Origin of the sequence: Escherichia sp. E10V10 (genome assembly GCF_004211985.1) — a bacterium.
Classification (GTDB): domain Bacteria; phylum Pseudomonadota; class Gammaproteobacteria; order Enterobacterales; family Enterobacteriaceae; genus Escherichia.
This window is the reverse complement of sequence record NZ_RHJO01000007.1, coordinates 81,839-96,848: the sequence shown is the minus strand read 5'-3', so window position 1 is coordinate 96,848 and position 15,010 is coordinate 81,839. Positions and strand designations below refer to the sequence as shown.

At 54.3% G+C, this 15,010-nt stretch carries 12 protein-coding genes; 5 read left to right on the top strand and 7 right to left on the bottom strand.

The genetic code is table 11. From position 1 onward, the window contains the following. The first annotated feature begins 7 nt into the window (after positions 1 to 7). The 5 genes from mdtN to yjcO all read left to right on the top strand — a co-directional run bounded on the left by mdtN (position 8) and on the right by yjcO (position 7,681). Positions 8 to 1,039 (top strand): multidrug efflux transporter periplasmic adaptor subunit MdtN, encoded by a 1,032-nt coding sequence (gene mdtN / locus D9736_RS13015; protein ID WP_000446360.1) that lies wholly within the window; start codon positions 8 to 10, stop codon positions 1,037 to 1,039. Next, positions 1,039 to 3,090 carry a multidrug efflux transporter permease subunit MdtO gene (gene mdtO, locus D9736_RS13010; RefSeq protein ID WP_130258467.1) on the top strand — a complete coding sequence of 684 codons (2,052 nt, stop codon included), beginning with the start codon at positions 1,039 to 1,041 and terminating at the stop codon, positions 3,088 to 3,090. Before mdtN ends, mdtO begins: the two co-directional genes overlap by 1 nt. Beyond that, positions 3,087 to 4,553: a multidrug efflux transporter outer membrane subunit MdtP gene (gene mdtP / locus D9736_RS13005; protein WP_130258466.1), complete on the top strand. Its 1,467-nt coding sequence runs from the start codon at positions 3,087 to 3,089 to the stop codon at positions 4,551 to 4,553. Before mdtO ends, mdtP begins: the two co-directional genes overlap by 4 nt. A gap of 197 nt (positions 4,554 to 4,750) precedes the next feature. Continuing rightward, positions 4,751 to 6,898, top strand: a complete 2,148-nt coding sequence (fdhF, locus tag D9736_RS13000; protein WP_077629246.1) for a formate dehydrogenase subunit alpha — start codon at positions 4,751 to 4,753, stop codon at positions 6,896 to 6,898. Between the two features lie 93 nt (positions 6,899 to 6,991). After that, positions 6,992 to 7,681, top strand: coding sequence for a Sel1 family TPR-like repeat protein YjcO (gene yjcO / locus D9736_RS12995; protein ID WP_064525643.1), 690 nt, complete (start codon positions 6,992 to 6,994; stop codon positions 7,679 to 7,681). 755 nt (positions 7,682 to 8,436) lie between these two features. Here yjcO and gltP read toward each other — a convergent pair. From gltP to nrfB, 7 genes are all read right to left on the bottom strand, one after another. Beyond that, positions 8,437 to 9,750 carry a glutamate/aspartate:proton symporter GltP gene (gltP, locus tag D9736_RS12990; protein ID WP_130218549.1) on the bottom strand — a complete coding sequence of 438 codons (1,314 nt, stop codon included), beginning with the start codon at positions 9,748 to 9,750 and terminating at the stop codon, positions 8,437 to 8,439. Positions 9,751 to 10,091: 341 nt separating this feature from the next. Then, a complete protein-coding gene (nrfG, locus tag D9736_RS12985) occupies positions 10,092 to 10,688 on the bottom strand; it encodes a heme lyase NrfEFG subunit NrfG (protein ID WP_130258465.1) in 597 nt (198 codons plus the stop codon). Then, positions 10,685 to 11,068, bottom strand: coding sequence for a heme lyase NrfEFG subunit NrfF (nrfF, locus tag D9736_RS12980; protein WP_001032547.1), 384 nt, complete (start codon positions 11,066 to 11,068; stop codon positions 10,685 to 10,687). Before nrfF ends, nrfG begins: the two co-directional genes overlap by 4 nt. Then, entirely contained in the window at positions 11,061 to 12,779 is a 1,719-nt protein-coding gene (locus D9736_RS12975; protein WP_130258464.1) for a heme lyase CcmF/NrfE family subunit, read from the bottom strand. Before D9736_RS12975 ends, nrfF begins: the two co-directional genes overlap by 8 nt. Before the next feature lie 19 nt (positions 12,780 to 12,798). Further along, positions 12,799 to 13,755 carry a cytochrome c nitrite reductase subunit NrfD gene (gene nrfD, locus D9736_RS12970; protein ID WP_130258463.1) on the bottom strand — a complete coding sequence of 319 codons (957 nt, stop codon included), beginning with the start codon at positions 13,753 to 13,755 and terminating at the stop codon, positions 12,799 to 12,801. Continuing rightward, complete coding sequence (gene nrfC / locus D9736_RS12965) at positions 13,752 to 14,423, bottom strand: cytochrome c nitrite reductase Fe-S protein (RefSeq protein WP_000220281.1); 672 nt, start codon at positions 14,421 to 14,423, stop codon at positions 13,752 to 13,754. Before nrfC ends, nrfD begins: the two co-directional genes overlap by 4 nt. After that, positions 14,420 to 14,986, bottom strand: coding sequence for a cytochrome c nitrite reductase pentaheme subunit (nrfB, locus tag D9736_RS12960; RefSeq protein WP_001296647.1), 567 nt, complete (start codon positions 14,984 to 14,986; stop codon positions 14,420 to 14,422). Before nrfB ends, nrfC begins: the two co-directional genes overlap by 4 nt. Between the last annotated feature and the right edge of the window lie 24 nt (positions 14,987 to 15,010).

The following is a 15,010-nucleotide window of genomic DNA, read 5'->3' as shown; positions in this document are numbered from 1 at the left end:
CGCGCTCATGGAAAGTACGCCGAAAAAAGCTCCTCGCAGTAAATTCCCTGCTCTGTTAGTGGTTGCGTTGGCGCTGGTTGCCCTTGTTTTCGTTATCTGGCGCGTAGACAGTGCGCCATCAACTAATGACGCTTACGCGTCAGCAGATACCATTGATGTGGTGCCGGAAGTCAGCGGTCGCATTGTAGAACTGGCGGTCACCGACAACCAGGCAGTCAAACAGGGCGATTTGCTGTTCCGCATCGACCCGCGCCCATACGAGGCCAATCTGGCGAAAGCCGAAGCCTCCCTCGCAGCGCTGGATAAGCAAATTATGCTCACCCAGCGTAGCGTTGACGCGCAACAGTTTGGTGCCGACTCGGTTAATGCCACGGTAGAAAAAGCCCGTGCCGCTGCAAAACAGGCCAGCGATACATTACGCCGCACCGAGCCATTACTGAAAGAAGGTTTTGTCTCAGCGGAAGACGTTGACCGTGCAAGAACGGCGCAGCGCGCCGCAGAAGCGGATCTTAATGCCGTATTGTTACAGGCGCAGTCAGCCGCCAGCGCCGTCAGCGGCGTCGATGCACTGGTCGCCCAACGAGCGGCTGTCGAAGCGGATATTGCCCTGACCAAACTGCATCTGGAAATGGCGACCGTTCGCGCGCCGTTTGATGGCCGGGTCATTTCCCTCAAAACCTCGGTTGGGCAATTTGCTTCTGCCATGCGCCCTATTTTCACCCTAATCGACACTCGTCACTGGTACGTGATCGCCAACTTCCGCGAAACCGATCTGAAAAATATTCGCTCAGGTACACCCGCAACGATTCGCCTGATGAGCGACAGCGGCAAAACCTTCGAGGGTAAAGTGGATTCGATTGGCTACGGCGTGCTACCGGATGACGGCGGCCTGGTGCTGGGCGGCCTGCCGAAAGTGTCACGATCTATTAACTGGGTCCGCGTTGCCCAGCGTTTTCCGGTCAAAATCATGGTTGATAAACCTGACCCGGAAATGTTCCGCATCGGCGCTTCGGCAGTCGCTAATCTTGAGCCGCAATAATGAGCGCGCTCAACTCCCTGCCATTACCGGTGGTCAGGCTGCTGGCGTTCTTTCATGAAGAGTTAAGCGAGCGGCGACCTGGCCGCGTGCCGCAGACCGTGCAACTCTGGGTAGGCTGCCTGCTGGTGATTCTGATCTCGATGACTTTTGAGATCCCTTTTGTGGCGTTATCGCTGGCAGTGCTGTTTTACGGTATTCAGTCGAATGCGTTTTACACCAAATTTGTGGCGATCTTATTTGTGGTCGCCACGGTGCTGGAGATCGCCAGCCTGTTTTTGATCTACAAATGGTCATACGGCGAACCGTTGATCCGATTGATCATCGCCGGACCGATCCTGATGGGCTGCATGTTTTTGATGCGCACCCATCGGCTGGGGCTGGTCTTTTTCGCCGTTGCCATTGTCGCTATTTACGGGCAAACCTTCCCCGCCATGCTCGACTATCCGGAAGTGGTCGTGCGCTTAACGCTGTGGTGTATTGTTGTCGGCCTCTACCCGACGTTATTGATGACGTTAATCGGCGTGCTGTGGTTTCCCAGTCGTGCCATCACGCAAATGCATCAGGCGCTTAATGATCGGCTTGATGATGCCATTAATCACCTGACGGACAGCCTCGCACCGCTACCCGAAACGCGGATTGAAAGAGAGGCGCTGGCGCTGCAAAAACTCAATGTCTTTTGTCTCGCGGACGATGCCAACTGGCGAACTCAAAGCGCATGGTGGCAAAGCTGCGTGGCAACGGTAACCTACATTTACTCGACGCTGAATCGCTACGATCCCACCTCTTTTGCTGATTCTCAGGCAATCATTGAATTTCGGCAAAAATTAGCCTCAGAAATCAACAAACTGCAACATGCCATTGCCGAAGGTCGGTGCTGGCAAAGCGACTGGCGGATCAGTGAAAGTGAAGCGATGGCAGCACGGGAATGTAACCTGGAGAATATCTGCCAGACGTTGTTGCAACTGGGTCAGATGGACCCGAATACGCCGCCAACGCCCGCAGCCAAACCGCCGTCAATGGTCGCCGATGCTTTTACCAATCCAGACTATATTCGCTACGCGGTAAAAACGCTGCTCGCCTGTTTGATCTGTTACACCTTCTACAGCGGCGTCGACTGGGAAGGCATTCACACCTGTATGCTGACCTGCGTGATCGTCGCTAACCCGAACGTCGGTTCGTCGTACCAGAAGATGGTGCTGCGTTTTGGCGGGGCTTTTTGCGGCGCGATTCTGGCGCTGTTATTCACGCTACTGGTCATGCCCTGGCTGGACAATATTGTCGAATTGCTGTTTGTGCTGGCACCGATTTTCCTGTTGGGCGCATGGATTGCCACCAGCTCTGAACGCTCTTCTTATATCGGCACACAGATGGTGGTCACCTTCGCGCTCGCCACGCTCGAAAACGTTTTTGGCCCGGTGTACGACCTGGTGGAAATTCGCGATCGCGCCCTGGGTATCATCATTGGTACCGTGGTGTCCGCGGTGATTTACACCTTTGTCTGGCCTGAAAGTGAAGCGCGCACACTGCCGCAAAAACTGGCTGGCGCGCTGGGTATGTTAAGTAAAGTAATGCGAATCCCACGCCAGCAGGAAGCCACGGCTCTGCGCACTTATCTGCAAATTCGCATAGGTCTGCATGCGGCGTTTAATGCCTGTGAAGAGATGTGCCAACGCGTAGCGCTGGAACGTCAACTGGACAGCGAAGAACGCGCATTACTGATTGAACGTTCGCAAACGGTTATTCGTCAGGGACGCGACATTCTTCACGCCTGGGATGCGACCTGGAACTCGGCGCAGGCGCTGGATAACGCACTACAGCCGGACAGAGCTGGCCAGTTTGCCGACGCACTGGAGAAATACGCCGCCGGTCTGGCAACCGCACTCAGCCGTTCTCCTCAAATAACGCTTGAAGAAACACCCGCCTCGCAGGCCATCCTGCCGACCTTATTAAAACAGGAGCAACACGTCTGCCAGCTTTTCGCCCGCTTGCCAGACTGGACAGGCCCGGCATTAACGCCCGCCACGGAACAGGCACAAGGAGCCACGCAATGATCAATCGTCAACTTTCACGCCTGCTGTTGTACAGCATTCTCGGCAGCACGACGCTGATTTCCGGCTGCGCCCTGGTACGTAAGGATTCTGCACCTCATCAACAGCTCAAACCGGAACAAATCAAACTGGCCGATGATATTCATCTGGCCAGTTCCGGCTGGCCGCAGGCGCAGTGGTGGAAACAATTTAACGATCCGCAACTGGATGCCCTGATCCAGCGTACACTGCAAGGTTCACACACGCTTGCTGAAGCGAAACTGCGGGAAGAAAAAGCGCAATCACAGGCCGACCTGTTAGATGCCGGTTCACAATTGCAGGTGGCGGCGTTAGGGATGCTCAACCGCCAACGTGTCTCGGCGAACGGTTTTTTAAGCCCTTATTCAATGGATGCGCCAGCACTGGGTATGGACGGGCCATACTATACGGAAGCCACAGTAGGTTTGTTTGCCGGACTGGATCTCGATTTCTGGGGTGTACATCGCTCGGCGGTTGCCGCCGCTATTGGCGCGCATAATGCCGCGCTGGCAGAAACCGCAGCAGTAGAGCTATCGCTGACCACGGGCGTAGCGCAGCTTTATTACAGTATGCAGGCCAGCTATCAGATGCTTGATCTGTTAGAGCAAACTCGCGATGTGATTGATTACGCGGTGAGAGCGCACCAGAGCAAAGTGGCGCACGGCCTGGAAGCGCAAGTGCCTTTCCACGGCGCGCGGGCACAGATTCTGGCGGTCGATAAACAAATTGCTGCCGTCAAAGGGCAAATCACCGAAACGCGAGAATCTCTGCGCGCATTGATTGGCGCGGGGGCCAGCGATATGCCGGAGATCAAGCCGGTGGCATTACCGCAAGTACAGACTGGCATTCCGGCGACGCTCTCTTATGAGTTGCTCGCCAGACGCCCGGATCTGCAAGCCATGCGCTGGTATGTTCAGGCGTCATTAGATCAGGTAGATTCCGCGCGGGCGTTGTTCTATCCGAGCTTTGATATCAAAGCGTTTTTCGGTCTGGACTCCATCCACCTGGATACCTTATTCAAAAAAACCAGTCGCCAGTTCAACTTCATCCCGGGTCTGAAATTGCCGCTGTTTGACGGTGGACGGTTGAATGCCAATCTCGAAGGCACTCGCGCCGCCAGCAACATGATGATTGAACGTTACAACCAGTCAGTACTGAACGCGGTGCGCGACGTTGCAGTCAATGGCACACGTCTGCAAACGCTCAACGACGAGCGGGAGATGCAGGCAGAACGCGTAGAAGCAACCCGCTTCACCCAGCGTGCCGCCGACGCCGCCTACCAACGCGGTCTAACCAGCCGCTTACTGGCCACCGAAGCTCAGTTGCCGGTGCTTTCCGAAGAGATGTCATTACTGATGCTGGACAGCCGCCGGGTGATTCAAAGTATTCAGTTGATGAAATCGCTGGGCGGCGGGTATCAGGCGGCTCCCGTCGTTGAGAAAAAATAAAATGTCTGCCGCGTGATGGCTGTCACGCGGTATTTCGTTTCGTCACGTCAAAACTGACGACAGCCTGTTTTTCGTCAGAGTTTTGAATAAATAGTGCCCGTAATATCAGGGAATAGCCTCAAATAAAATGTGGCATAAAAGATGCATACTGTGGTCGAGAGCGCGTATGCGTGATTTGATTAACTGGAGCGAGACTGATGAAAAAAGTCGTCACGGTTTGCCCCTATTGTGCATCAGGTTGCAAAATCAACCTGGTCGTCGATAACGGCAAAATCGTCCGGGCGGAGGCAGCGCAGGGGAAAACCAACCAGGGTACTCTGTGTCTGAAGGGTTATTATGGCTGGGATTTTATTAACGATACCCAGATCCTGACCCCGCGCCTGAAAACCCCCATGATCCGTCGCCAGCGTGGCGGCAAACTCGAACCTGTTTCCTGGGATGAGGCACTGAATTACGTTGCCGAGCGCCTGAGCGCCATCAAAGAGAAGTACGGTCCGGATGCCATCCAGACGACAGGCTCCTCGCGTGGTACGGGTAACGAAACCAACTATGTAATGCAAAAATTTGCGCGCGCCGTTATTGGTACCAATAACGTTGACTGCTGCGCTCGCGTCTGACACGGCCCATCGGTTGCAGGTCTGCACCAATCGGTCGGTAACGGCGCAATGAGCAATGCCATTAACGAAATTGATAATACCGATTTAGTGTTCGTTTTCGGGTACAACCCGGCGGATTCCCACCCTATCGTGGCGAATCACGTGATTAACGCTAAACGTAACGGGGCGAAAATTATCGTCTGCGATCCGCGCAAAATTGAAACCGCGCGCATTGCTGACATGCACATCGCATTGAAAAACGGCTCGAACATCGCGCTGTTGAATGCGATGGGTCATGTCATTATTGAAGAAAATCTGTACGACAAAGCGTTCGTCGCTTCCCGTACGGAAGGCTTTGAAGAGTATCGTAAAATCGTTGAAGGCTACACGCCGGAGTCGGTTGAAGATATCACCGGCGTTAGCGCCAGTGAGATTCGTCAGGCGGCGCGGATGTATGCCCAGGCGGAAAGCGCATCTATTCTGTGGGGCATGGGTGTGACCCAGTTCTATCAGGGCGTGGAAACCGTGCGTTCTCTGACCAGCCTCGCGATGCTGACCGGTAACCTCGGTAAGCCGCATGCGGGCGTTAACCCGGTTCGTGGTCAGAACAACGTGCAGGGCGCCTGTGATATGGGCGCGCTGCCGGATACGTATCCGGGATACCAGTACGTGAAAGATCCGGCTAACCGCGAGAAATTCGCCAAAGCCTGGGGCGTGGAAAGCCTGCCTGCTCATACCGGCTATCGCATCAGCGAGCTGCCGCACCGCGCAGCGCATGGCGAAGTGCGTGCCGCGTACATTATGGGCGAAGATCCGCTGCAAACGGATGCGGAACTGTCGGCAGTACGTAAAGCCTTTGAAGATCTGGAACTGGTCATCGTTCAGGACATCTTTATGACCAAAACCGCGTCGGCGGCGGATGTCATTTTACCGTCAACGTCGTGGGGCGAGCATGAAGGTGTCTATACTGCGGCTGACCGTGGCTTCCAGCGTTTCTTCAAGGCGGTTGAACCGAAGTGGGATCTGAAAACGGACTGGCAGATTATCAGTGAAATCGCCACCCGTATGGGTTATCCGATGCACTACAACAACACCCAGGAGATCTGGGACGAGTTGCGTCATCTGTGCCCGGATTTCTACGGTGCGACTTACGAGAAAATGGGCGAACTGGGCTTCATTCAGTGGCCTTGCCGCGATACGTCAGATGCCGATCAGGGGACTTCTTATCTGTTTAAAGAGAAGTTTGATACCCCGAACGGTCTGGCGCAGTTCTTCACCTGCGACTGGGTAGCGCCAATCGACAAACTCACCGACGAGTACCCGATGGTACTGTCAACGGTGCGTGAAGTTGGCCACTACTCTTGCCGTTCGATGACCGGTAACTGTGCGGCACTGGCGGCGCTGGCTGATGAACCTGGCTACGCACAAATCAATACCGAAGACGCCAAACGTCTGGGTATTGAAGATGAGGCATTGGTTTGGGTGCACTCGCGTAAAGGCAAAATTATCACCCGTGCGCAGGTCAGCGATCGTCCTAACAAAGGGGCGATTTACATGACCTACCAGTGGTGGATTGGCGCCTGTAACGAGCTGGTTACCGAGAACTTAAGCCCAATTACCAAAACGCCGGAGTACAAATACTGCGCCGTGCGCGTCGAGCCGATCGCCGATCAGCGCGCCGCCGAGCAGTACGTGATTGACGAGTACAACAAGTTGAAAACTCGCCTACGCGAAGCGGCACTGGCGTAAATAAGTCCCTCCTACAGCCTCCTCTGGGAGGCTGTTTTTTTATCCATTCGAACTCTTTATACTGGATACACCCTACCCAATCGTATTATCAAAATGAAAAAAATTATCGCATTGATGTTGTTTTTGACATTCTTTGCCCACGCGAATGACTCCGAGCCTGGCAGCCAGTATGTAAAGGCGGCAGAGGCCGGAGACAGACGCGCACAATATTTTCTTGCCGACAGCTGGTTTAGCTCCGGCGATTTGAGCAAAGCCGAATATTGGGCACAGAAAGCCGCCGACAGTGGTGATGCCGATGCCTGCGCGCTGCTGGCGCAGATTAAAATCACCAATCCGGTCAGTCTGGACTATCCACAAGCAAAAATTCTCGCCGAAAAAGCAGCGCAAGCGGGCAGTAAAGAAGGTGAAGTGACGCTGGCACATATTCTGGTGAATACTCAGGCAGGTAAACCGGATTATCCGAAGGCGATTTCGCTGTTAGAAAACGCCTCGGAAGATCTGGAGAACGACTCCGCCGTCGATGCCCAGATGCTGCTTGGTTTGATTTACGCCAACGGCATAGGCATTAAGGCCGATGATGAGAAAGCGACCTGGTATTTCAAGCGTAGCTCTGCGATTTCCCGTACCGGTTATTCCGAGTACTGGGCAGGAATGATGTTCTTAAACGGTGAAGAAGGTTTTATCGAGAAGAACAAACAGAAGGCGCTGCACTGGTTGAACCTGAGCTGTATGGAAGGGTTTGATACCGGGTGTGAAGAGTTTGAAAAATTAACCAATGGTTAAGGTAGCCCTGATAAAACGCGGTAATCGTCGCATCAGGCGTTGGTGTCGGATGCGGCGTAAACGCCTTATCCGACCTACAAAATCACGCCAAATCAGGCTATTGCGCAGTCTGGCGTAGGCCTGATAAGACGCGGTAAGCGTCGCATCAGGCATTGATGTCGGATGCGGCGTAAACGCCTTATCCGACCTACAAAATCACGCTAAATCAGTCTATTGCGCTGTCTGGCGTAGGCCTGATAAGACGCGGCAGCGTCGCATCAGGCATTGATGTCGGATGCGGCGTAAACGCCTTATCCGACCTACAAAATCACGCTAAATCAGGCTATTGCGCAGTCTGGCGTAGGCCTGATAAGACGCGGCAGCGTCGCATCAGGCGTTGATGTCGGATGCGGCGTAAACGCCTTATCCGACCTACAAAATCACGCTAAATCAGGCTATTGCGCTGTCTGGCGTAGGTCTGATAAGACGCGGCAAGCGTCGCATCAGGCGTTGATGTCGGATGCGGCGTAAACGCCTTATCCGACCTACAAAAATCACGCTAATTCAGGCTTTTGCGCTGTCTGGAGTAGGCCTGATAAGACGCGGCAAGTGTCGCATCAGGCATTGATGTCGGATGCGGCGTAAACGCCTTATCCGACCTACAAAATCACGCTAAATCAGGCTATTGCGCTGTCTGGCGTAGGCCTGATAAAACGCGGCAAGCGTCGCATCAGGCATCCACACATTGCCGGGTGGATGTCCCCGGCAATCTTCAATTACTGATCCGCAGTCTTATCAAATTTGCCCAGCACTTCACGCTCGTAGGCCATCGCTTTTTTGTGGTCAAATTTGTGTTCCCACTTGGCAATCACCAGCACCGCCAGCGCATTACCTACCACGTTCAGCGCGGTACGCGCCATGTCGAGGATACGGTCAACACCGGCAATAAACGCCAGACCTTCCAGCGGAATGCCTACGCTACCCAGCGTTGCCAGCAACACCACAAACGACACGCCCGGCACGCCAGCAATCCCTTTCGAGGTCACCATCAGCGTCAGCACCAGAATGATTTCCTGCCAGATGGACAGGTCAATACCATACAACTGCGCGATGAAAATAGCGGCAATACTTTGATACAGCGTCGAACCATCAAGGTTAAAAGAGTAACCGGTCGGCACCACGAAACTGGTGATCGATGCCGGGGCGCCGTAGGCTTCCATCTTCTCAATAATTCGCGGCAGTACGCTTTCTGAGCTGGCAGTGGAGTACGCCAGAATCAGCTCATCTTTCAGAATACGAATCAGGATCCAGACACTTAACCCGCACAGGCGCGCCACAATTCCCAGCACTACCAGCGCGAAGAACAGAATGGCGAAATGCACCAGCAGCACCAGTTTCGCCAGTGGCCACAGAGAAGAGAAACCAAAGTTAGCCACCGTCACCGCAATCAGCGCAAACACACCCACTGGGGCATAGCGCATCACCATGTGCGTCACTTTAAACATGGTTTCAGAGATGGAGCGGAACACGGTCACCAGCGGTTCACGATGCAACGCAGGCAGGGAGGAAAGCCCCAAACCAAACAGTACCGAGAAGAAGATGATTGGCAGCATTTCGCCTTTCGCCATCGACGCCACAATGTTCGTCGGCACCAGCGACAAAATCGTGCCCATAATGCCGTGGGAACTGCTTTGGACTGCTTCCGTAGTGCTCTGATATTTCGAGATATCGACGGTCGCCAGCTGCGACATATCCACCCCGGCACCGGGCTGGAAGACGTTCGCCAGAGTGATCCCCAAAATGATAGCGATGGTGGTGATCACCTCGAAGTAGATAATGGTTTTCGCACCAATTCGCCCGAGCTGTTTGGCGTCGCCGACACCTGCGATACCCACCACCAGCGTGGAAATTACAATCGGCACAACAATCATTTTGATCAGGTGGATGAAGATATCACCCGCTGGAGAGAGCAAATTGACGACCAGCCAGTCGCGACTGTCGCTATGGTAGTGCAGGTAGCTTCCCAGGAGAATGCCCAGCACCATAGCAAACAGAATCTGCCAGGCCAGGCTGAATTTTATATTTTTCATATGAATGACTTCCTCAATGGAGCGCCGTTCCCCGTTCAGAAACGCGAGAACGTGACATACTGCCAGGGCATGAATTGTGTTGCGTTGGTTTGTAGATTTTTTTAACGCTTATGATCAGTATCATTTGCGCGGTATGTTGCGCAACCCTTTAACAACAGAGCTTTTCGCTGCATTAATGCATAATAACGCGAGTTTATGGCAGGATTAATGAATAACCATTTGTTATGGAAAGATTTTTATTTGTTTAATCTGCAATAATACTGATTAGTGATTATTTTTGGCATATGTTCATTCGATTATTTTTTATGCAGCTCAATGACATAATCTCCAACGCCGGATGATTAATCCGATCGCCGCTGTAGCAGTTTTGCCATATTAATCGACTCAACCAGCTGTGTTCGGTTAACTCGCGGTGAGTTGAGATCCATCACTTTTTGCCATAGTTCGATGGCTTGCGCGTAGTTCGCCTGCATAAACGCATCTGAAGCCAGCAGCATCAGGGCGGTGATTTCATTACTGTCCAGCGCGAGGGCTTTGTCGATCATTGCGCGAGTCTGGGCGGTCATATGCTGGCTGGCCTGGTAATAAAGCACCGTCGCCAGCGCCGCATACAGTTCAGCGTTCTCACCACGTAGTTGCAACGCCTGACGGTACGCCAGCAGCGAATTACTGTAATCGTTTTGCCACAGATAGTACTCGCCCAGTAACGCCCACTGTTCGCTGTTTTGTGGATTAGCGCGGATTTTATCCTGCAATGCCTGAAGCTGCGCTTCCGGGGTTTGCTGGCTGGCAAACTGATGCAGCGGATCGCGCTGACGCTGATACTCCGCACGTACCGCCTGCCATTTTGGGCTTAACAGATAACTGCCGATACAGAGAAATACCATCAAAATCGTGAGTGTTGTCAGCATTTTCACCGGTATTTGTGACTGTTTCATCGCTTCGCCCTCACTCGCCAGAGGATCAGTGCCATCAGCAGTAACAACACCACTGGCAGCGCCCACAACACCAGCGTCTGACCCGTTAACGGTGGGTTATAGCGAACAAAATCTCCGTAGCGTTCGGTCATCCAGCCAATGATTTCGACTTCACTTTTCCCCTCTTCCACCATGCTGTAAACCTGATGGCGCATACTGACTGCCACCGGCGCGTTGGATTCCAGTAAGTTTTGATTCTGGCACTGCGGACAACGTAACTGGCTGGCAATATTTAACGCCTGTTGCTGTTGTTGCGGATTGGCGAATTGCCAGGTGTCTACGACCTGAGCGCGCGCAAAACAGGTAAATAACAGCAGTAGCGTGAGAAGCCCTTTATTCATCGCGCTTCCTCCCCCGCCATCCGCTTAACAATGCGCCTGCAATCATCAACAACCCTCCCCCCCAGATCCAGCGCACACCGCTTTGTACATACAAACGAAAAGCGTAACGATCCGCTCCGGTTTTTTCACCCATGACCGCATACCAGTCATGGATGCCGTTCCAGCGAATTGACGGCTCCATCATTTGCTGACGACGAGCTTCGTAAAAACGCCGCTCCGGCGTTAATTCACCAATACGTTGCTGATGGTCAAACAGTGCCACTATCGCTTTTTCGCTGGTGTAATTGCCTTTGGCTTGCAGATCGAGGCGCTCAAAACGGAAGGTGTATCCTGCCAGCGTCACCTGCTGACCCGGCTGTAAATTCAGGCTGATCTCCTGACGGCTGACGCTGGAGACCACGATCCCCGCGGCAAATAACAGCACGCCCGCATGAGCGACCAGCGCCGGAAGCTGCGCGCGTTTGCCAGAGATAAACGTCGCCAGCACAATCACCACCAGCATCAACAGACCAAACGGTAACGTCGCGCGGTTAAAATACGGTGCGCCAACGGAGAGGCGTCCCCAGCCCAGCAGGCCGTAAATCATCGGATAAAGCGTTCCCACCAGCACGATCAGTAGCACTGCGCAAAACAGCAACAGCGTAGCGAGGATTAACATTTCCCGCGATAACACCGAAAAACGCACCGCCGGGCCACCGTCCCGCGCTCGCCAGCCATACAGAGCCAGAGACGCAAGGCTAATCAGCGCAAACAGGCTGAACAACGGCACGGCGCGGACGTTATCCAGCGCGAACGCATGAACCGAAACCAGAATGCCAGAACGGACAATTAAAGTGCCCAGCAGCGACAGCATCAGAGTAACTATCGCCAGCAGCAGCGACCAGTGACGGAAAATCCCCCGCTGGCGAGTCAGGGACAAACTGTGCAGCAGCGCGGTTGCAGAAAGCCAGGGTAATAAAGAGGCGTTTTCCACCGGATCCCAGAACCACCAGCCGCCCCAGCCGAGTTCGCAGTAGGCCCACCAGGAACCGAGGATGATCCCCGCCGTTAATGCGCTCCAGCCAGGTAACGCCCAACGCCAGCAAATTCGGGCGCTGGCCGCATCAAACTCGCCGCGCAGTAAACTCGCCAGCGCCACGCTCGCCGCCACCATCAAACCGCCATAGCCAAGGTAAAGCAGCGGTGGATGAAAGATAAGACCGGGATGTTGCAGCATCGGATTGAGATCGCGGCCTTCGATTGCTGGGGGGAATATCCGCACGAAAGGGTCGGACCACAGCACCACAAACAGTAGCAGCGCGGCGAGCATGAGAGATAAAACGGCTAGCGTCAGCGGAAATAGCGGATCGGTTTGCTGCCGATAATGCCAGGCAAACAGCGCGCTCCAGGCGGAAAGCAACAGCACCCAAAGTAGCAACGAACCTTCATGACCGCCCCACACCGCCGCCAGTTTGAGATCCCACGACAGCAGGCTGTAGCTATGTTGGGCGACATAAATGACCGAGAAATCACTGATGAGAAAACAATACGTCAGTACGCCAAAGGAGAGCAGCAGGAGCGCGAACTGCGCCAGAATGCCGATGCAAGTGAGTCGCATCATGGCAGGCCAGCGCAACCGCACTCCCGCGAAGGCCGTCAACGGAGTCAACACATTGACCCCGAGACTTAACAACAACGCCAGAAAACCGACTTCAGGAAGGAATACGTCCAGAAACCACCTCTGTTCTGGCTTACGCCACCGTCAACTGTCCGGCGTAGAGAATGAAAAAGCGCAGCATCAACACGCCGACCAGGCTGGCCCCACACGCCGCCAGCACGGCAGGAATGCCGGAACTGCGATTGACCCACGGTTTGAGCAACATTGGCACAATCAGCCCCAGCCCGGCGACACCAAGCCAGAACCACCACGTCCAGAAACCGCCGCCCAATGCCGCCACCAGCGCACGCACTTTACCGTCATCGCCCAGCGCCAGACCGACAAAAAACGCCACCAGCAGGAAGATTTCGCCCCATACCACAGGGATTTCCATACGGTGTACAAAGTGCGCTTCCGTGGAATGCGGGTTACTGCGTTGGCGTATCGCCATGGCGATCAGCGCCACCGCCGCACCGGACGAGATGCCGGAGAAGAGGAACAGCACTGGCAGGATCGGATTATTGAGGAACGGATACGATTTCAGCGCCGACAGCAGAAAACCGGTATAAGCCCCCAGCAGCACCGCCAACACCAGCATCAATGTTTCCAGTCCGCGATGAACGGGCGTCAGCAGGCTCAGAACCTTTTGCACGATCCCCAGCTTCGGCAACCAGCGTTGTTGCAGGGCAAGCAAATCATGTTCAAAGATTTTCGCCAGCCACAGCGCCAGCACCACCATGTAGAGCTGAAACAGCATCACCCCCATCGACATCACCGAGGTAAAACTGTAGTGGAACATCAGCTTCCAGAAGGTCCACGGCTTTGTCAGGTGGAAGACGAGGATCAACAGACCGAGGATCACCGCGCCAGGCCCGACAATCAGCGTGGTGCGCAGCAACGTACTGTCTGCACCGCCCGCCTGCGGGTAGACGCGACGTAACAGCACGGCCAACGTCACCAGACCGGCAGAAATACCAATCAAAAACAGGTAGATGGCAATCGGCCAGTCCCACACCAGCGATTCAAAATGAAATGCGGAAGTCTGCGTCATTGGCTCACCTCCCCGTATTTAAACGGTACGCGGTACAGCTTCGGTTTGGTTCCCAGCGCCAGCTTGTAGCGGTAAGTGGGCTTCTGGCGCAGCAGTTGTGAAATCTCACTGTTGGGATCGTCCAGATTGCCAAACGTCAGCGCCTTCGTCGGGCAAGCTTCAACGCACGCGGGTAACTTACCGGCCTGCAAATTAGTCTTGCGGCAGAAATCGCATTTGTCCGCTGTCTTCGTGACCGGATGGATAAAGCGCACGCGGTACGGACAGGCGGCGATGCAATACTGACAACCGACGCAGAGATCCGGATTAACATCGACAATCCCACTGGCGGCATCGCGAAAAGACGCACCGGTCGGGCAGACGTCAACGCACGGCGCATGATCGCAGTGCTGACAAGACTTACGGAAGAAGCGATATTTCACATCAGGAAATTCGCCCTGCGGCTCGCTACGAATAATCGTCAGGCGCGACACACCTTCCGGCACCTTGTTCACTTCCCGACAAGCATCCATACAGGCGGTACAGCCGATACATAACGACTCGTCATGCACCATGCCGTAACGCACCCCATTGATATTCAACGTTTTCGCCACCACGCGCCCTGCGGTGCCGCTGACGGCTGCCAGCACGCCGACGCCGGTGAGAAACTGGCGACGTGACCAGGTCATGGCTGCTCCTTAAGCAACGGAACAGACGCCGGGTTAAAGTTCGGATTGGTGCGCTGATCGCTGTGGCAATCGACGCAAATCTTAATCCGTCCTTTGTCACTTAACGTCTGCATCGTATCTTGCTGTGGATGCAGGGAATGGCAGCTGGCGCACGCCACTTTGGTTACGTGAACATCGTGCGGCCAGAACGCTTTTTGCAACTGTTCCGGCAGATGGCAGGACATACAAACACTGTTCTGCTCACCAACCTTGTACATCGGCTCGTTAAAGCGCATCACATCTTTCACCCCTTCACGGTGTTGCGGTGATGGCTGGCCGTGACAGTTGGTGCAGGTGACCGGCAGTTTGTTATTCGGGTTGATAACGGAAGCATGTTTGCCATGCATACCTTCGGTATCTGGTTTATGACAGTCCAGACAGGCGGCATCCGGGTTACGCTGCTGGGTAACTTCGTAGCGATCACCAGATGCCTGCGCCGCAGGGGTAGCGGTAATTCCGTTCAGGCTCCACAACAGGCCCGACGCCAGCACCCCGGCAGTTAATAACGAACGTAATACGCTCATATTCACTCCATTGTGTTTTCCGCC

Excerpts from the sequence above, each read along its gene's own strand:
- mdtN (WP_000446360.1), top strand. The coding sequence starts at position 8 with ATGGAAAGTACGCCGAAAAAAGCTCCTCGCAGTAAATTCCCTGCTCTG.
- nrfD (WP_130258463.1), bottom strand. The coding sequence starts at position 13,755 with ATGACGCAGACTTCCGCATTTCATTTTGAATCGCTGGTGTGGGACTGG.
- nrfG (WP_130258465.1), bottom strand. The coding sequence starts at position 10,688 with ATGAAACAGTCACAAATACCGGTGAAAATGCTGACAACACTCACGATT.
- yjcO (WP_064525643.1), top strand. The coding sequence starts at position 6,992 with ATGAAAAAAATTATCGCATTGATGTTGTTTTTGACATTCTTTGCCCAC.
- nrfC (WP_000220281.1), bottom strand. The coding sequence starts at position 14,423 with ATGACCTGGTCACGTCGCCAGTTTCTCACCGGCGTCGGCGTGCTGGCA.
- mdtO (WP_130258467.1), top strand. The coding sequence starts at position 1,039 with ATGAGCGCGCTCAACTCCCTGCCATTACCGGTGGTCAGGCTGCTGGCG.
- nrfB (WP_001296647.1), bottom strand. The coding sequence starts at position 14,986 with ATGAGCGTATTACGTTCGTTATTAACTGCCGGGGTGCTGGCGTCGGGC.
- nrfF (WP_001032547.1), bottom strand. The coding sequence starts at position 11,068 with ATGAATAAAGGGCTTCTCACGCTACTGCTGTTATTTACCTGTTTTGCG.
- mdtP (WP_130258466.1), top strand. The coding sequence starts at position 3,087 with ATGATCAATCGTCAACTTTCACGCCTGCTGTTGTACAGCATTCTCGGC.
- gltP (WP_130218549.1), bottom strand. The coding sequence starts at position 9,750 with ATGAAAAATATAAAATTCAGCCTGGCCTGGCAGATTCTGTTTGCTATG.